The organism is Rhizobium sp. CFBP 8752 (genome assembly GCF_014842035.1).
Lineage (GTDB): Bacteria > Pseudomonadota > Alphaproteobacteria > Rhizobiales > Rhizobiaceae > Neorhizobium > Neorhizobium soli.
In genome coordinates this window covers 1,713,443-1,728,493 of record NZ_JACYUZ010000001.1, presented here as the reverse complement: position 1 = coordinate 1,728,493, position 15,051 = coordinate 1,713,443, and the positions used below count along the sequence as shown (strand labels likewise).

General features: G+C 59.6%; 15 protein-coding genes. 12 read left to right on the top strand and 3 right to left on the bottom strand.

Features of this window, described 5'->3' with window-relative positions; translation table 11 throughout:
* Positions 1-5 precede the first annotated feature (5 nt).
* Positions 6-791: a TSUP family transporter gene (locus IFT59_RS08280; protein WP_062457174.1), complete on the bottom strand. Its 786-nt coding sequence runs from the start codon at positions 789-791 to the stop codon at positions 6-8.
* A 199-nt stretch (positions 792-990) separates the two neighbouring features.
* Here IFT59_RS08280 and IFT59_RS08275 point away from each other — a divergent pair, with 199 nt between their 5' ends.
* The 8 genes from IFT59_RS08275 to IFT59_RS08240 all read left to right on the top strand — a co-directional run bounded on the left by IFT59_RS08275 (position 991) and on the right by IFT59_RS08240 (position 8,411).
* The gene (locus tag IFT59_RS08275) at positions 991-1,956 is read left to right on the top strand and encodes a nucleoside hydrolase (RefSeq protein ID WP_062457172.1); all 966 of its coding nucleotides are present in this window, start codon (positions 991-993) and stop codon (positions 1,954-1,956) included.
* Between the two features lie 159 nt (positions 1,957-2,115).
* Complete coding sequence (locus tag IFT59_RS08270; protein ID WP_092662234.1) at positions 2,116-2,400, top strand: acyl carrier protein; 285 nt, start codon at positions 2,116-2,118, stop codon at positions 2,398-2,400.
* A gap of 22 nt (positions 2,401-2,422) precedes the next feature.
* A complete protein-coding gene (locus IFT59_RS08265) occupies positions 2,423-2,896 on the top strand; it encodes a 3-hydroxyacyl-ACP dehydratase FabZ family protein (RefSeq protein WP_062457169.1) in 474 nt (157 codons plus the stop codon).
* 102 nt (positions 2,897-2,998) lie between these two features.
* The gene (locus IFT59_RS08260; protein ID WP_192086605.1) at positions 2,999-4,195 is read left to right on the top strand and encodes a beta-ketoacyl-ACP synthase; all 1,197 of its coding nucleotides are present in this window, start codon (positions 2,999-3,001) and stop codon (positions 4,193-4,195) included.
* An 11-nt stretch (positions 4,196-4,206) separates the two neighbouring features.
* Positions 4,207-5,493 (top strand): beta-ketoacyl-ACP synthase, encoded by a 1,287-nt coding sequence (locus tag IFT59_RS08255; protein ID WP_192086604.1) that lies wholly within the window; start codon positions 4,207-4,209, stop codon positions 5,491-5,493.
* A 62-nt stretch (positions 5,494-5,555) separates the two neighbouring features.
* On the top strand, positions 5,556-6,584 hold the full coding sequence (locus IFT59_RS08250) for a zinc-binding dehydrogenase (RefSeq protein ID WP_192086603.1): 1,029 nt from the start codon (positions 5,556-5,558) through the stop codon (positions 6,582-6,584).
* A 6-nt stretch (positions 6,585-6,590) separates the two neighbouring features.
* Positions 6,591-7,526: a lipid A biosynthesis lauroyl acyltransferase gene (locus IFT59_RS08245; protein ID WP_062457157.1), complete on the top strand. Its 936-nt coding sequence runs from the start codon at positions 6,591-6,593 to the stop codon at positions 7,524-7,526.
* A 171-nt stretch (positions 7,527-7,697) separates the two neighbouring features.
* Positions 7,698-8,411 carry a PAS domain-containing protein gene (locus IFT59_RS08240; protein ID WP_162237989.1) on the top strand — a complete coding sequence of 238 codons (714 nt, stop codon included), beginning with the start codon at positions 7,698-7,700 and terminating at the stop codon, positions 8,409-8,411.
* Between the two features lie 3 nt (positions 8,412-8,414).
* Here the strand turns inward: IFT59_RS08240 and IFT59_RS08235 are convergent, their stop codons facing one another.
* Positions 8,415-8,816 carry a hypothetical protein gene (locus IFT59_RS08235; protein WP_062580617.1) on the bottom strand — a complete coding sequence of 134 codons (402 nt, stop codon included), beginning with the start codon at positions 8,814-8,816 and terminating at the stop codon, positions 8,415-8,417.
* A gap of 163 nt (positions 8,817-8,979) precedes the next feature.
* On the opposite strand from IFT59_RS08235, the gene gndA reads away from it, so the two are divergent.
* Entirely contained in the window at positions 8,980-10,413 is a 1,434-nt protein-coding gene (gene gndA, locus IFT59_RS08230) for an NADP-dependent phosphogluconate dehydrogenase (protein ID WP_192086602.1), read from the top strand.
* A gap of 54 nt (positions 10,414-10,467) precedes the next feature.
* Here gndA and IFT59_RS08225 read toward each other — a convergent pair whose 3' ends face one another.
* Positions 10,468-11,511 carry a LacI family transcriptional regulator gene (locus IFT59_RS08225; protein ID WP_062457145.1) on the bottom strand — a complete coding sequence of 348 codons (1,044 nt, stop codon included), beginning with the start codon at positions 11,509-11,511 and terminating at the stop codon, positions 10,468-10,470.
* Between the two features lie 353 nt (positions 11,512-11,864).
* On the opposite strand from IFT59_RS08225, the gene IFT59_RS08220 reads away from it, so the two are divergent.
* The 3 genes from IFT59_RS08220 to IFT59_RS08210 all read left to right on the top strand — a co-directional run bounded on the left by IFT59_RS08220 (position 11,865) and on the right by IFT59_RS08210 (position 15,049).
* Positions 11,865-13,094, top strand: coding sequence for an ABC transporter substrate-binding protein (locus IFT59_RS08220; RefSeq protein ID WP_092662250.1), 1,230 nt, complete (start codon positions 11,865-11,867; stop codon positions 13,092-13,094).
* Positions 13,095-13,191: 97 nt separating this feature from the next.
* Complete coding sequence (locus tag IFT59_RS08215) at positions 13,192-14,094, top strand: carbohydrate ABC transporter permease (protein ID WP_062457134.1); 903 nt, start codon at positions 13,192-13,194, stop codon at positions 14,092-14,094.
* Complete coding sequence (locus IFT59_RS08210) at positions 14,087-15,049, top strand: carbohydrate ABC transporter permease (protein ID WP_113112165.1); 963 nt, start codon at positions 14,087-14,089, stop codon at positions 15,047-15,049. Before IFT59_RS08215 ends, IFT59_RS08210 begins: the two co-directional genes overlap by 8 nt.
* The last annotated feature ends 2 nt before the right edge of the window (positions 15,050-15,051 follow it).

The window sequence follows — 15,051 nt, the reverse complement described above, 5'->3', positions numbered from 1 at the left end:
ATAATCTAGAACCCCAGCCAGATACGAACCGGATGAGCCGGATTGGCGATCAGTTTGGTCGCAAGCGCAATGCATGAGATCACCAGCAGCGGCTTGATGATCTTCGCACCGTTCCGCATCGCCAGTCGCGACCCAATCTGCGCACCGATGAATTGGCCAACGCCCATCATCAGGCCGATCTTCCAGAGCACCGATCCCGACGCTGCAAACACCAGAAACGACCCGAAGTTGGAGCCGAGATTGATGAGCTTCGTGTGGGCGGTCGCCTTGAGCAGTCCGAAGCCGGCGAGCAGAACGAAGCCCAGCATGTAGAATGATCCGGCGCCTGGCCCGAAGACGCCATCGTAGAGCCCGACGATCGGCACGGCGGTCAGCCCGAAAACGAACGGCGTCACCCGTCGGTGACTTTCCAGATCGCCGAGATTGGGTTTGATCGCAAAGAAGATTGCGATTGCCACGAGCAGAAAGGGGATCGCGGTCGTCAGGAATTCGGCTGGAACGATGGAGGCAAGCAGCGCACCGATGGCGCCGCCGAGCGCCGCCATGGCTGCCATCGGCAGCTGCTCTTTCAGCTTCACATGGCCCTTGCGCGCATAGGCGATTGTTGCCGATGCCGAGCCGAACTGGGATTGCAGCTTGTTCGTCGCGATCGATTCCAGCGGCGGAATGCCGGCAATGAGCAGGACGGGGATGGTGATCAGCCCGCCGCCACCCGCAATCGAATCAACGAACCCCGCGAAGATGGCTGCGAGGAAAAGAAGAAAAAGCAGCTGAAATGCAATGTCGCTCAAGGCTGGCGCTCTGCGTGAAGGAGAGGAGGGGAAATGGCGAAGGGATGCGCGCCGGCTTGTGGCACCGAATCGGTGATCCGGCAATAGGAGGGGCGCTGGCAGCGGTTGCAGATTGCGGCTGCATTGCAGTAAACCGTTGCGGCGCTATGTTGCGCGATGAACGGCCGCTGGCAGGCGGCGAGCATTTCAAGGTATTCGCATGCAAAAAGTCATATTCGATACTGACCCCGGCGTAGACGACGCCATGGCGCTGCTGTTTCTGCATCGCCATCCGGATATCGATCTTCTCGGCGTGACGACGGTGTTCGGAAATGCCTCGATCGAACTGACCACGCGCAATGCGCAGTTCCTGCACAAGGAGTGGGGCATCGACGCGCCCATCGCCAAAGGGGCGGGCAAGACGCTTGATCCGTCGCGGGTCGAGCAGCACTCGCCGACGATCGTGCATGGCGAGGACGGCCTCGGCAATATCGGCGTGCCTCTCGAAATCGATTGGCCGCTCGATCCGCGCGAGGCATCGCAATTCATCATCGATACGATCAGGGCCAATCCCGGCGAAATCACCATTGTCGCGGTCGGTCGCATGACCAACCTGGCTTTGGCGCTGCAGGCTGATCCGGAGATCGCAGGCCTGACCAAGCAGGTGGTGATCATGGGCGGCGCTTTCGACGTCAATGGCAATGTGACGCCAGCAGCCGAAGCAAATATTCACGGCGATCCGGATGCCGCCGATATCGTCTTTACCGCGCCGTGGAACGTCATTGCTTTCGGCCTCGACGTCACCATGAAGACGATGATGTCGTCAGATGATATGGCTGAGTTGGCCAAGGGTGGCGATAAGGCGCTAACACTCCTGTCCGACCTTTCGCAGTTCTATATCGATTTCTACCGCCAGGGCGCGGGTCTCGATGGAATGGCAATCCACGACAGCTGTGCCTGCGTCTATCTGGTGGCGCCCGATCTGTTCAAACTCCGCAGCGGCCCTGTCCGCGTGGTCTGCGGCGGCATTGCCGATGGCGAGACGATCCAGGCGCCTGACACAGGCCGACGGTTCGTCGATAGTCCTTGGGATGGTCAGCCAAGCCAGAAGGTCGCGGTCGGTGTCCAACCCGAAAAGGTCCTGGACGTTATCCGTGTCGCGCTGACGGCAGGTCGGCCGGCCTAGCCCTCTTCAAATTTGAGGGTGGTTTGGCATTCTGACCGATCGGCAATCGATGTTTAGGCAACAATGTAGCGGCAAATTGGCGCCGTCTTGTTGGAACCCATTGGCATTTTCGATTGGTTTCCTTATGTGGAACACCGAATACAGACTTTTTAAAAGGACATGGGCGTGACTGCTACATTCGACAAAGTTGCCGACATCATCGCTGAAACCAGCGAGATCGACCGCGAGACGATCACGCCGGAGAGCCACACGATCGACGATCTTGGCATCGACAGCCTGGACTTCCTCGACATCGTTTTCGCGATCGACAAGGAATTCGGGATCAAGATTCCGCTCGAGCAGTGGACCCAGGAAGTGAACGAGGGCAAGGTCTCGACGGAGGAATACTTCGTTCTGAAGAACCTCTGCGCCAAGATCGACGAACTGAAGGCGGCAAAGGGCTAAAGCCCAAAGCCGACGCAAGTTCATGCTGCTTGAATATTTCCAGATGATTGATCGGGTGGAAACGCTTGATCTCGCGGGAAAGACGCTGACTGCACGCTCGGTCGTTCCTGAAAAGAGCCCTGTTTTCGAAGGGCACTTTCCGGGAATGCCGCTCGTGCCGGGCGTGCTTTTGATCGAAACCATGGCGCAGGCATCCGGAATGCTGGTACTTGCGGCGACCGATTTCGCCGCGATGCCATTTCTGATGTCGGTGGACAGTGCCAAGATGCGTGCGTTTGTCGAGCCGAACGCCGTGCTCGACATCGAGGCGTTTCTGGAGCATGAGGGTTCCGGCTACATGGTGACAAAGGCAAAGATTACGTCGGGCGGCAAGAAGGTGTGCGATGCGCAGCTCAAGCTGCGGACCATGCCTTTCAGTGAAGTTCCGCTGGCGCCGATCGTGCGCAAGCGCGCCGAAGAGATCGGCCTCATTGCGGCGATGCAAGCCGGCACCTGACGCAAAGCCTTCGGGAATAATGCGGCCCGGACGGACCGGTTCTAAAGTGTCCCGTCGTGCCTGATGTCGTCGCTGGTCAATGGCCGCGCAAAGAGGACAGTTATGAAGTCTGACAATGATGTGGTGATTACCGGGGTCGGCATCGTGACCTCGCTCGGCGTCGGCATCGAGCCGCATGTCGCGTTTCTGACGGGATCGTCCATCGACGAGCCCAAGGTCGAAACGGAGCGTTTCAAACCCTATCCTGTCCATCCCATGCCTGAGATCGACTGGTCCGCCCAGATCGCCAAGCGCGGTGATCAGCGCCAGATGGAAAACTGGCAACGTCTCGGCGTGTTCGCCGCTGGCCTCGCTCTCGACGACGCTGGCCTGAAGACGGATGCGGATGCCTGCGCCTCGATGGACATGATCGTTGCCGCCGGCGGCGGTGAGCGCGACATCAAGGTCGACTCGCTGATTGTCGACGAAGCCCTGAAGCGCAACGATCGCGACATGGTCTTGAACGAGAAGCTGACGACGGAGCTGCGTCCGACCCTGTTTCTCGCCCAGCTTTCGAACCTGATGGCGGGCAATATCTCGATCGTCCACAAGGTAACCGGATCGTCCCGCACCTTCATGGGCGAAGAATCGGCCGGTATCTCGGCCATCGAAACCGCCTTCCACCGCATCAAGGCGGGCCAGTCGAGCCACAGTCTCGTCGGTGGCGCCTTCGTGGCGGAACGCGCCGATATTCTTTTGCTGGTCGAGGGCATCCGTGCCCACGCGACAGGCGAATGGCAGCCATTGTGGTCTCGCTCGCCGGACAATGGCGGTGGCATGATCACCGGTTCGGTGGGCGCCTTCCTGGTGCTCGAATCCCGCGGCTATGCGCAGGCGCGCGGTGCCCGGATCTATGCAACGATCGATGCCGTCGAAGGCGATCGCGGCAACCGCGACGATGGCGGGCTCGAGAAGCGCATGTCGCGGCTCACCGCCCACGGCACGCAAGGGGCGGAAACTGTCGTGTTCTCCGGCGCGAGCGGCATGGTCGATCTCGCGAAGCGCGAAAAGACAGCGCTAGAGCAGGCTTTCCCGGGTTCCGCGATCCGCGGCTTTGGCGGCGTTACGGGCCACGCGATGGAAGCGCAGTTCCCGCTCGGCATCGCCCTTGCAGCGCTGACGCTCGAATCGACTGCCAAGGTCCCGGCTTTCGACCCTGAAAACGAGACGCCGATGGCGTCCCCGGCAAAGCAGGCGGTTGTCACTACAGTTGGATATACGCGCGGCGAGGGGATTGCTGTCCTCTCTGCTGAAGCGTGAAGGAGACAGTCATGAGTGACAACCGCTTCACGGATCATCTCGGCCGGCCCATCGTCGCGGTCACCGGCATGGGCGTCATCACCTCGCTCGGACAGGGCCTTGAGGACAACTGGTCAGCGCTGACCTCGGGAACGTCGGGCATCCACAAGATCACCCGTTTTCCGACCGAAGGCCTTTCGACCCGCATCAGCGGTACGGTAGACTTCATCAAGGTGCCGGCCGAGAACTCGGTCGAGCGCTCCTTTGCCTTTGCTCGCGAGACGACCGCGGAGGCGCTGGCACAAGCCGGATTGTCCGGCGATTTCGACGGACCGCTGTTTCTGGCAGCGCCGCCTGTAGAACCCGAATGGTCCGACCGTTTTGCGCTCGCAGACCGGGCACCGCCATCGACGCAGGAGGGCGATGCCTACGATCGCTTTTTGACGGCCATGCGCGAGCGTCCTGATCCTGTCTTTCTCGAAGCCGTCCAGTTCGGTTCGATTTCGGAGCGCCTGGCCGACAAGTTTGGTACCCGTGGCCTGCCCGTAACGCTTTCCACCGCCTGCGCCTCTGGTGCAACCGCGATCCAGCTCGGCGTCGAAGCGATCCGTCAGGGTCGTACCGACAAGGCGCTGGTCGCTGCGACCGACGGTTCTGTCAGCGTCGAGGCACTCGTGCGGTTCTCGCTTCTGTCTGCGCTTTCGACGCAAAACGACCCGCCGGAAAAGGCGTCCAAGCCGTTCAGCAAGGATCGTGACGGCTTCGTCATCGCTGAAGGCGCGGCAACGCTCGTTCTGGAGTCCCTGCAGTCGGCTATCGCGCGCGGCGCCAAGGTGCTCGGCATCGTCAAGGGTCTTGGCGAAAAGGCCGATCACTTCCACCGCACCCGCTCGTCCCCGGACGGCGGCCCGGCGATCGCCACGATCCGGGCGGCGCTCGAAGACGCGGGCATGGACGAAAGCGGCATCGGCTATATCAACGCCCACGGCACATCGACGCCGGAAAACGACAAGATGGAATATAGCTCCATGCTGGCGGTGTTCGGCGAGGGGTTGAAGGGTATTCCGGTGTCGTCGAACAAGTCGATGATCGGTCACACGCTGACGGCAGCCGGCGCTGTCGAAGCCGTATTCTCGATCCAGACGATGCTGACCGGCACTCTGCCGCCGACCATCAACTACACCAATCCCGATCCGACGATCGAGCTGGATGTGGTGCCGAATGTGAAGCGGGACGGTGCGCCGAGGGCGGTTCTGTCCAATTCCTTCGGCTTCGGCGGCCAGAACGCCAGCCTTGTCATGACGCTTGAACCGGCGTAAGGCGAGCCCCCAAGAGATTTGATAGACTTTTGAACGCCCAAACGGGCGGAGGATGACCTGTTATGCGCGCGCTGCAACTGATTGATGACCGCAAGCTCGAAGCCGTCGACATTCCCGAGCCGGAGGCGCCGGGTCCTGGCGAAGTCACGTTGCGTGTCAAGGCCGTAGCACTCAATCACATCGACGTCTGGGGCTGGCGCGGTATGGCATTCGCCAAGCGCAAGATGCCGCTGACGATCGGCGCCGAGGCCTCCGGCGTCGTGGAAGCCATCGGTCCCGGTGTTTCGAATGTTCTGCCCGGCCAGCTTGTGTCGATTTACGGCGCCCGTACCTGTGGTCTCTGCAAGGCGTGCCGCGAAAAGCGCGACAACCTTTGCGAAAATGTCTCGGGTGTTCATGGCTTCCATCTCGATGGCTTCGCGCAGGAAAAGGCCAATCTTCCGGCCCGTCTTCTCGTTCCGGCACCTCCGGGCGTCGATGCCGTTGCAGCAGCACTCGCGCCTGTCACGTTCGGCACGGTCGAGCATATGCTGTTCGACAACGCCAAGCTCCAGCCCGGCGAGACGATCCTTATTCACGCCGGCGGCTCGGGCATCGGATCTGCCGCCATCCAGCTGGCAAAGAAAATGGGCTGCACGGTCATCACCACGGTCGGTTCGGACGACAAGATCGAGAAGGCCAAGGCCCTCGGCGCCGATCATGTCATCAACTACCGCGTCGATCGGTTTGAAGGCGTCGTGCGCAAGCTGACCAAGAAGAAGGGCGTTGATGTCGTCTTCGAACATGTCGGCAAGGATACCTGGGCGGGTTCCATGCTGTGCATGAAGCGCGGCGGACGCCTCGTCACTTGCGGCTCCACCTCGGGTGTTTCCACCGACCTCAATCTGATGATGCTGTTCCAGCAGCAGTTGAAGCTCGTCGGCTCGTTTGGCTGCCGCATGGAGAACATGGCCGATGCCATGCAGAAGATGGCCCAGGGCATCGTTCATCCGGTGATCGACACAGAAGTCACGTTTGATGAAATCCACAAGGCACTTGCCCGCATGGAGAGCCGCCAGATCTTCGGCAAGATCGTCCTGAGGATGGACTGACCACTGATGAAGATGGTCATTACCCGGATTGTTCTGAAGCTTATCCACTTCCGCCAATGGCTGGTGGCGCAGCTCACGTTCGGGCTGCTGAATTTCCTGAAGATCTTTCCGGCGGATCCGGCGATCCGGTTTGCCGATCGCTTCGCACGCTACATCGGGCCGAAATTCTGGCGTCATAAACTGATGATGACCAATCTGCGCAACGCCTTTCCGGAAAAGGGTGAGGCGGAGCTGCAGGAGATCGCTGTCGCGAGTTGGGGACACATGGGCAGGCTCGCCGCCGAATATGTCTTCCTCGACCGGCTGTTCGATTTCGACCCCGAACAGGCAGAGCCGGGCAGGGTGGAAGTCTCGGGCACCCCGATCTTCCTGGACCTGCGCGACAACCCACGTCCGTTTATCGTCTTTACCGCCCACACCGGCAATTTCGAGCTCCTGCCTGTCGCCGGCAAGGCCTTTGGTCTCGAGGTCATGGTGTTGTTCCGTCCGCCGAACAACCCTTACATCGCCGATAAGGTCTTCTCGTTCCGCAGTGCCCGCATGGGGCAGCTCGTGCCGTCGCATGCGGGGTCATCGTTCTCGCTGGCAAGGCGCCTGGACGCGGGCGGGGGGGTGGGTGTCCTCGTCGACCAGAAGTTCAGAAAAGGCTTGTCGACCAATTTCTTCGGACGCCCTGTTAAGACGAACCCGCTTCTTGCCAAGCTCGTGCGTCAGTTTGATGCGGATGTCTATCCGGCCCGCTGCATCCGTCTCCCGAACAACCGTTTTCGCCTTGAGATAGAGCCTCGCATCGAACTTCCGCGCGACGAACGCGGCAATCTCGACATTCAGGGCACGTCTCAGGTCCTGAACGACAAGGTCGAATCCTGGGTGCGGGAATACCCTGAACAGTGGCTGTGGTATCACGACCGCTGGCACATCAAGAAAACGGTCACAGATTGATTTCCTGAGGCCACAATTCTCGTGGGTTGCAAGCGTCTACGGGTATTTACCGGCCATTTTTAGGGGCCGTTTTTGAGACTACATTTAACGTGTGATGTATTATACGAGATTGGACGCAGTCGTCTCAGAGGGCCACGGCTGACGTGAGGCTCGTGTGGAGAGGGCATTGTCTTGCAAGCATTGATCGATCTTTTCTGGTCGAAATATGGAGAGCTACAGCAGGCGATCGACCGCGAAGACGAGGCTTTGACAGCCAGTCTCGACCGCGAACTTGATCCTTTGCTCCTGGCGATCTTTGGCAGCGCCGAATCCGATGCCGGCAGCATTCAAGCCCAGTTTCGTTTTGCGCTCGACCTCCTGAACGAGGAAGCGGACGATCGCAGCTGCGTTAGGCGCAACGCTCACCTCCTGCAGACCCTGGTCGAGCGGTATCTTGCACCGCAGACGACCTGTGCGGAAGCGCCGGGAGCTCCCGGTGAGGGGCAGGACCAATCGTCGCCGATCGACCAAGCCGTCTCCAGCGGCATTCTCGACGATTCCCTCCTGAACCAGCTTTCGGACCGCATTCTTGTCGTCGCTCCCGGTTACCGCATTCTCTATTCCAACGAGACGAACGCGCAGCGGCTGAACATTCCGCGTGAGGAACTCGTCGGCCGGCACATCGGGGAATTTGTCGGTCTCCATCGATTTCGAAACGAGTTCAAGCCGAACCTGGACCGCTGCTTCGAAGGCGAAAGCACGTCGGTCACCTATGCAGATCAAGTCGGAGGCGAGACGCTTGTGCTTCGCTGCCGCATGTCGCCGTTCCAGCGGTCTTCAACGATGATCGGTGTTCTCCTGGTCATTCAAGAGACCGCCGATCGGCGGAAGAGGCCTGCGGCCTGACGCTCAGCGTTCCATGATTGCCCTCAACGACTGCAGATCCTTGAGGACATGCGCGGCATCCGCTTCGTGCGCCGCATCGTCGGTACCGGGTTGGCGCAAAAGAGTGAACAGAACTTCAGCTCCATCACCGTTCGGTATGATACGCAGCGCGTTGTCCATCGACATCCCGTTTTCCAACGTGACCCTGTGATCGATCACGCCGAAGTCGTTGTCGGGAGCGAAGCGAACACGGATTGTTCCAACCGGACCGCCATCGCCGATCCAGTCTTCACCTTCGGCGCGCAGGTCTGCGGCAAGGCCGGAAGCCCAGCTTGCCATGTTTTCCGGACGCCTTGCAAATGCGTAGACATCCCTCCAGTTCCGCTCGATCGAGAGGTGGATTACGCGTGCGGGCATGACCGTCATGAAGGCCTCCTTGGGTTCTACGCCGAGTGGCATGCCACTCGGAAATCCTCTTGATCGCACAAGCCGGCGCATCCGCGAATAAACGGGCTCGCTTTCGTCTTAGCCTTGCCGTTTGGAAACGAGGATGCCAAAACAGCGTCAAATTAAAACTGGAGGCATATCCGTGGAACAGGCAGAAATCGGTCTTATCGGTCTTGGCGTTATGGGTGCAAACCTCGCGCTCAACATCGCGGAAAAAGGCAACAAGATCGCCGTCTTCAACCGGACAGCGGAAGTTACCAAGAAATTTTACGCCGAGGCGGGCGACTTGCAAGGGCAGATCATCCCTTGCGAAACATTGGAAGCCTTCATCGCGGCAATCCGGCCGCCGCGCCCGATCATCATCATGATCAAGGCCGGCGATCCGGTCGATCAGCAGATGGAGCTCCTGAAGCCCTATCTTTCGCAAGGCGACATCATGATCGATGCCGGCAACGCCAACTTCCGCGATACGATGCGCCGTTTCGAAAACCTCGAAGGGTCAGGCCTGACCTTTATCGGCATGGGCGTATCCGGTGGGGAAGAAGGCGCACGCCATGGACCGTCGATCATGGTCGGCGGTGCTGAGGAAAGCTGGAAGCGCGTCGAGAAGGTGCTGACCTCGATCTCCGCGAAATTCCACGATGAACCCTGCGTCGCCTGGCTCGGTGAAAACGGCGCCGGCCATTTCGTGAAAACGATCCATAACGGCATCGAATACGCTGACATGCAGATGATTGCCGAAATCTACGGCATCCTGCGCGATGGTCTCGGCATGGGCGCCACCGAAATTGGCGACGTCTTCGGCAAGTGGAATACCGGCCGCCTGAATTCGTACCTGATCGAGATTTCGGAGAAGGTTCTGAAGGCAAAGGACCCGATCTCCGGCAAGCCGATGGTCGACGTGATCGTTGATTCCGCCGGCCAGAAGGGCACCGGCAAGTGGTCGGTCATCGAAGCCCAGAACATGGGTGTCGCGGCAACCGCAATCGAGGCCGCCGTCGCCGGGCGTGTTCTGTCGTCTCAGCGCACCGAGCGCCTCGCCGCAGAAAAGCAGTTTGGCCTGCCGAAAGCGATCGATGCGCCGGTAGACAGCGCGGCGTTTCTCGCCGATCTCGAAAACGCGCTGCTTGCGGCCAAGATCGGCGCCTATGCGCAGGGCTTTGCCGTCATGGCTGCCGCCTCCAAGGAGTATGGCTGGAACCTGCCGATGCCGACGATCGCCAAGATCTGGCGCGATGGCTGCATCATCCGTTCGGCCTTCCTCGATGAGATCACCTCGGCCTTCTCGAAGGACCCGGATGTTGCAAACCTGATCGTGACGCCGGCCTTCGCCCAGATGGTCGCAGACACCGACGGCGCACTTCGCCGCGTTGTCTCCTATGCCGTCATGTCTGGCCTGCCGGTTCCGGCACTCTCGTCCGCGCTGTCCTACTTCGATGCCTACCGCCGTGGTCGCGGGACAGCGAACCTCATCCAGGCGCAGCGCGACTTCTTTGGTGCCCACGGTTTCGATCGCCTCGACGGCGTCGACAAGCACCATGGCCCGTGGGGCAGCGGTCTAGCCGACTTCGCCTGAGACTTTCTTGCAAACACCGAAAGCCCGGCCAAGCGCCGGGCTTTTTGCATTCGATCAGTCCTGTGGTGACTTGATCGACCATTCCGGTTGGCTGACGCTTTGCAAAAGCTCTGGGGCCGCCCCATCGATCCGGGCCAGCAAGGCCTTTGCAAGTTCCCGTCCCGCCCAACGGATGTCCTCGTTTACGGCAAGGATTTCCGGCCTGATCCAGTTGAGAAATTCGGCCGACTGCTTTGACACGATATCGACATTGCGGCCGAGTTTTCGACCGGAAGCTTCAAGGCCTGAGGCGATCGCGATCGTTGCAGAGCCGCTCATCGAAATGATTCCATCAGGCGGTTGCGGAAGCCGCGACAGCTTCTCCGAATAGGCTCTGATATCCTCCAGCGACGTCTCCGTCGTGATCCGTCCCATCGGCACCTCGCTCACGCCGAAATCGGCAAGCGCCCGTTCAAAGCCGATGCGGCTATGGGTATAGTAGGCAAACCTGCTCTGTGGGGCGAGCAGACAGATATGCCGCCTGCCTCGCTTGGCGAGCCGCTCGACCGCCTGATAGGCAAACGCCGTGTTGTCGAAGTCGTGGTAGGGGTGCTCGATCCCCATACTGGTTCGGCCGTGGGTGACGAAAGGCAGGTTGCGCTCCGTCATCAACCGCACACGCGGATCGTCCGGCTCGATCCTCGAGATGATCACGCCATCTGCCGATCCCGTATCAAGGATATAGCGCACCGGCACCATGGGGTCTTTCTCGAAAGAGTGGGGCGTCAACACGAGGTGGTATTGCGTGCCCCCGAGAACCTCGGAAATGCCCTGAACCATCTGGCTGGAAAAGCCCATCAGTTCCTGTTCGATACTGAGCACGAGCGCGATCACATTGGTCTTGCCTGTGCGCAACCGGACGCCCGCCCGGTTCGGGTGATAGCCGAGCTGGCCGGCCACAAGTCGAACGCGTTCCTTCGTGTCGGCCCCGATGTCGGGTGCATCCTTGAGGGCCCGCGACACCGTCGTGATACCCAGCCCCGTCATGTAGGCAATTGTCTTAAGGGTCGGGCGTTGATTGCCGATCGTCCCGAAGGATCTACGTTTGTCTTCATCCATGGCTGCAGCTTTCTCGGAGATTACCGGCGACTGCGACCTTCTCCACAAGCACCGTTCATACGGTAAAAATCTGCAACGATACAGTCCTATTTTCGCTGAAAACCAACGACTTGCCGTCGATATACCCGTTACAACGCAGACGCACAATTCTTTTGCGTCTGCGAAGAGGGATCAATTCGATAATTCTATAAAGCATTGTTATGTAAAGAGATAATTGCATCAACACGAAGCACGCGGGCTGCTGTCGGACATTGCTGCGAACCTGCTCCAAATCTTTCACGCGATTTTCGGTTGCCCTCCATCGATGTTTGTCCTAGCCTTTTACTGCAACGTTTCAGTGAGGGAGGAGACTCATGCGCATCCGTGCTTTAGCAGCCGTTATGGCTGCCACCGTGGCATTGCCGTGCTTTGTTCAGGCAGCCGATCTTGAGGTCACCCATTGGTGGACGTCGGGGGGAGAGGCTGCAGCTGTCAAGGAACTGGCAGGCGCTTTCAATGCTACCGGCAACAAATGGGTTGATGGAGCCATCGCAGGTTCGGGAGGAACCGCGCGGCCGATCATGATCAGCCGGATCACCGGTGGTGACCCGATGGGCGCCACGCAGTTCAACCACGGCCGGCAGGCCGAAGAACTGGTCCAGTCGGGTCTCATGCGAGACCTGAGCGATGTGGCTGAGAAGGGCAAGTGGAAAGAGGTTATCAAGCCTGCCAACCTGCTCGACAGCTGCACGTTCGAGGGCAAGATCTATTGTGCCCCGATCAACATCCACTCGTGGCAATGGCTGTGGCTCTCGAACGCAGCCTTCAAGACGGCAGGCGTTGCCGTTCCGAAGGACTGGAACGAGTTCGTCGCAGCAGCGCCCGCGCTCAAGAAGGCCGGTATCCAGCCTTTGGCACTGGGTGGTCAGCCGTGGCAGGCCAATGGCCTGTTCGATACCTTGCTGATCTCGCTGGGCGGCAAAGACCTCTACGAGAAGGTCTACAAGGACAAGGACGCGAAGGTTGCTGCAGGGCCTGAAATGGCCAAGATCTTTGCAGCAGCCGACAAGGCACGCGAACTCGCCAAGGGTTCGAACGTACAGGACTGGAACCAGGCCACCAACATGGTGCTGACCGGCAAGGCCGGTGGCCAGGTCATGGGTGACTGGGCACAGGGTGAGTTCTCGCTGGCAGGAAAGACTGCCGGCACCGACTACACCTGCCTGCCAGGGCTCGGCATCAACGACGTGCTGACAACCAACGGCGATGCCATCTATTTCCCATTGCTGAAGGATGAAGCCAAGTCGGAGGCGCAGAACGTTCTCGCCGAAACGATCGTCGATCCCAAGCTACAGGTCGCATTCAACCTGAAAAAGGGATCGGTTCCGATCCGTGGCGATATCGACATGGCAGCCGCCAACGACTGCATGAAGAAGGGTATCGCGATCATCGCCAAGGGTAACACCGCCACCAGCACCGACCAGCTTGTCTCTGCCGATACGCAGAAACAGAAGGAAGATCTGATGTCGGAGTTCTTCAGCAGCTCCATCTCCGTGAAGGATGCTCAGGCGCGCTTCGTCGATATCATCAGCTCTGCGGACTGACACCGCTTCAAATCGCTGACCTTGACCGGCCCCGCATCAGCGCGGGGCCGGCCCGGAAACCTGCGGCCTTCACGCTGCAGCCGATCGAGGACAACACATGGCGAAAACCCATCAATCTGCCAGACCAAACCAGCTGTTTCGCAACCTGAATTCGAAAATTGCCTCCATCCCGATGATCTTCGTCGCGCTGGTAATTTTCCTCGGCGGTTCCGTCTGGACGGTCATCTACTCATTTACCAATTCGAGACTTCTGCCGCGCGCAACATTCGTCGGGTTTGATCAGTACGAGCGCTTGTGGGGCTCGGCACGTTGGCTGATCTCCATCCAGAATCTCGCGATCTACGGCATCCTGTCGCTGATCTTCAGCCTCGTTGTCGGCTTTGTGCTCGCCGCGCTGATGGACCAGAAGATCCGCTTCGAAAACGTTTTCCGGACGATCTTTCTCTATCCGTTCGCGCTGTCCTTCATCGTCACCGGCCTCGTCTGGCAATGGATCTTGAACCCCGAATTCGGCATCCAGCACATCGTCCGGTCGCTCGGTTGGGAGACCTTCGAATTCAATCCGGTCTATGACCCCGACATCGTCATCTACGGCATCCTGATTGCCGGGCTGTGGCAGGGCACGGGGCTCGTCATGTGCCTCATGCTCGCAGGTCTTCGCGGCATCGACGAGGATATCTGGAAAGCGTCGCGCGTCGACGGCATTCCGATGTGGCGGACCTACCTCTTCATCGTCATCCCTATGATGCGTCCGGTCTTCATCACCACGCTGGTCATCATCGCGAGCGGCATCGTCAAGCTCTACGATCTCGTCGTGGCGCAGACCTCAGGCGGACCCGGCAACGCGTCCGAAGTGCCCGCGAAATACGTCTACGACTACATGTTTCAGGCGCAGAACCTTGGCCAGGGCTTTGCCGCATCGACCATGATGCTGCTGACCGTCGCCATCATCATTGTCCCATGGGCTTATCTCGAATTCGGAGGGCGCAAGCGTGGCTAACGTTTCCACTTTCGACACCACATCGACCGTCGTCACAGATGCCGCAGTGCTGGCGACAACACCGTCACGCGCACTGGAGGGCCCGAGTGGTCGCAAACCAAAGCGCAGGCTCTCACGCCGCAACATCATCCTCTACGGCACGCTCGGCCTTGCGGCGCTTTACTACCTTCTGCCGCTTTACGTGATGGTCGTGACATCGCTAAAGGGCATGCCGGAGATACGGATGGGCAACGTCTTCTCGCCGCCCATGGAGATCACGTTCGAGCCCTGGGTAAAGGCATGGGCAGAAGCCTGCACCGGCCTCAATTGCGACGGCTTGTCACGCGGCTTCTGGAACTCCGTCCGCATCCTTTTGCCATCTGTGGTGGTCTCGATCTTCATCGCCTCGGTCAGCGGCTACTCGCTCGCCAACTGGCGCTTCAAAGGGTCGGAGCTGTTCTTCTCCATCCTGATCATCGGAGCCTTCATCCCGTATCAGGTCATGATCTATCCGATCGTCATCATCCTGCGTGAAATGGGAATCTACGGAACCCTGACCGGGCTCATCATCGTCCATACCATCTTCGGCATGCCGATCCTGACGCTGCTGTTCCGCAACTATTTCACCTCGCTGCCCGAGGAACTGTTCAAGGCGGCGCGCATCGACGGTGCCGGGTTCTGGCAGATCTACGGGCGCATCATGTTGCCCATGGCACTCCCGATTTTCGTGGTGGCGATGATCCTGCAGGTTACCGGCATCTGGAACGACTTCCTGTTCGGCGTCGTCTTCACGAGGCCCGACAGCTACCCGATGACGGTGCAGCTCAACAACATCGTCAACTCCGTGCAGGGGGTGAAGGAATACAACGTCAACATGGCGGCGACGCTTCTGACGGGTGCTGTCCCTCTCATCGTCTATTTCGTATCCGGCCGCCTTTTCGTCCGCGGCATCGCCGCTGGCGCAGTGAAGGGATGACC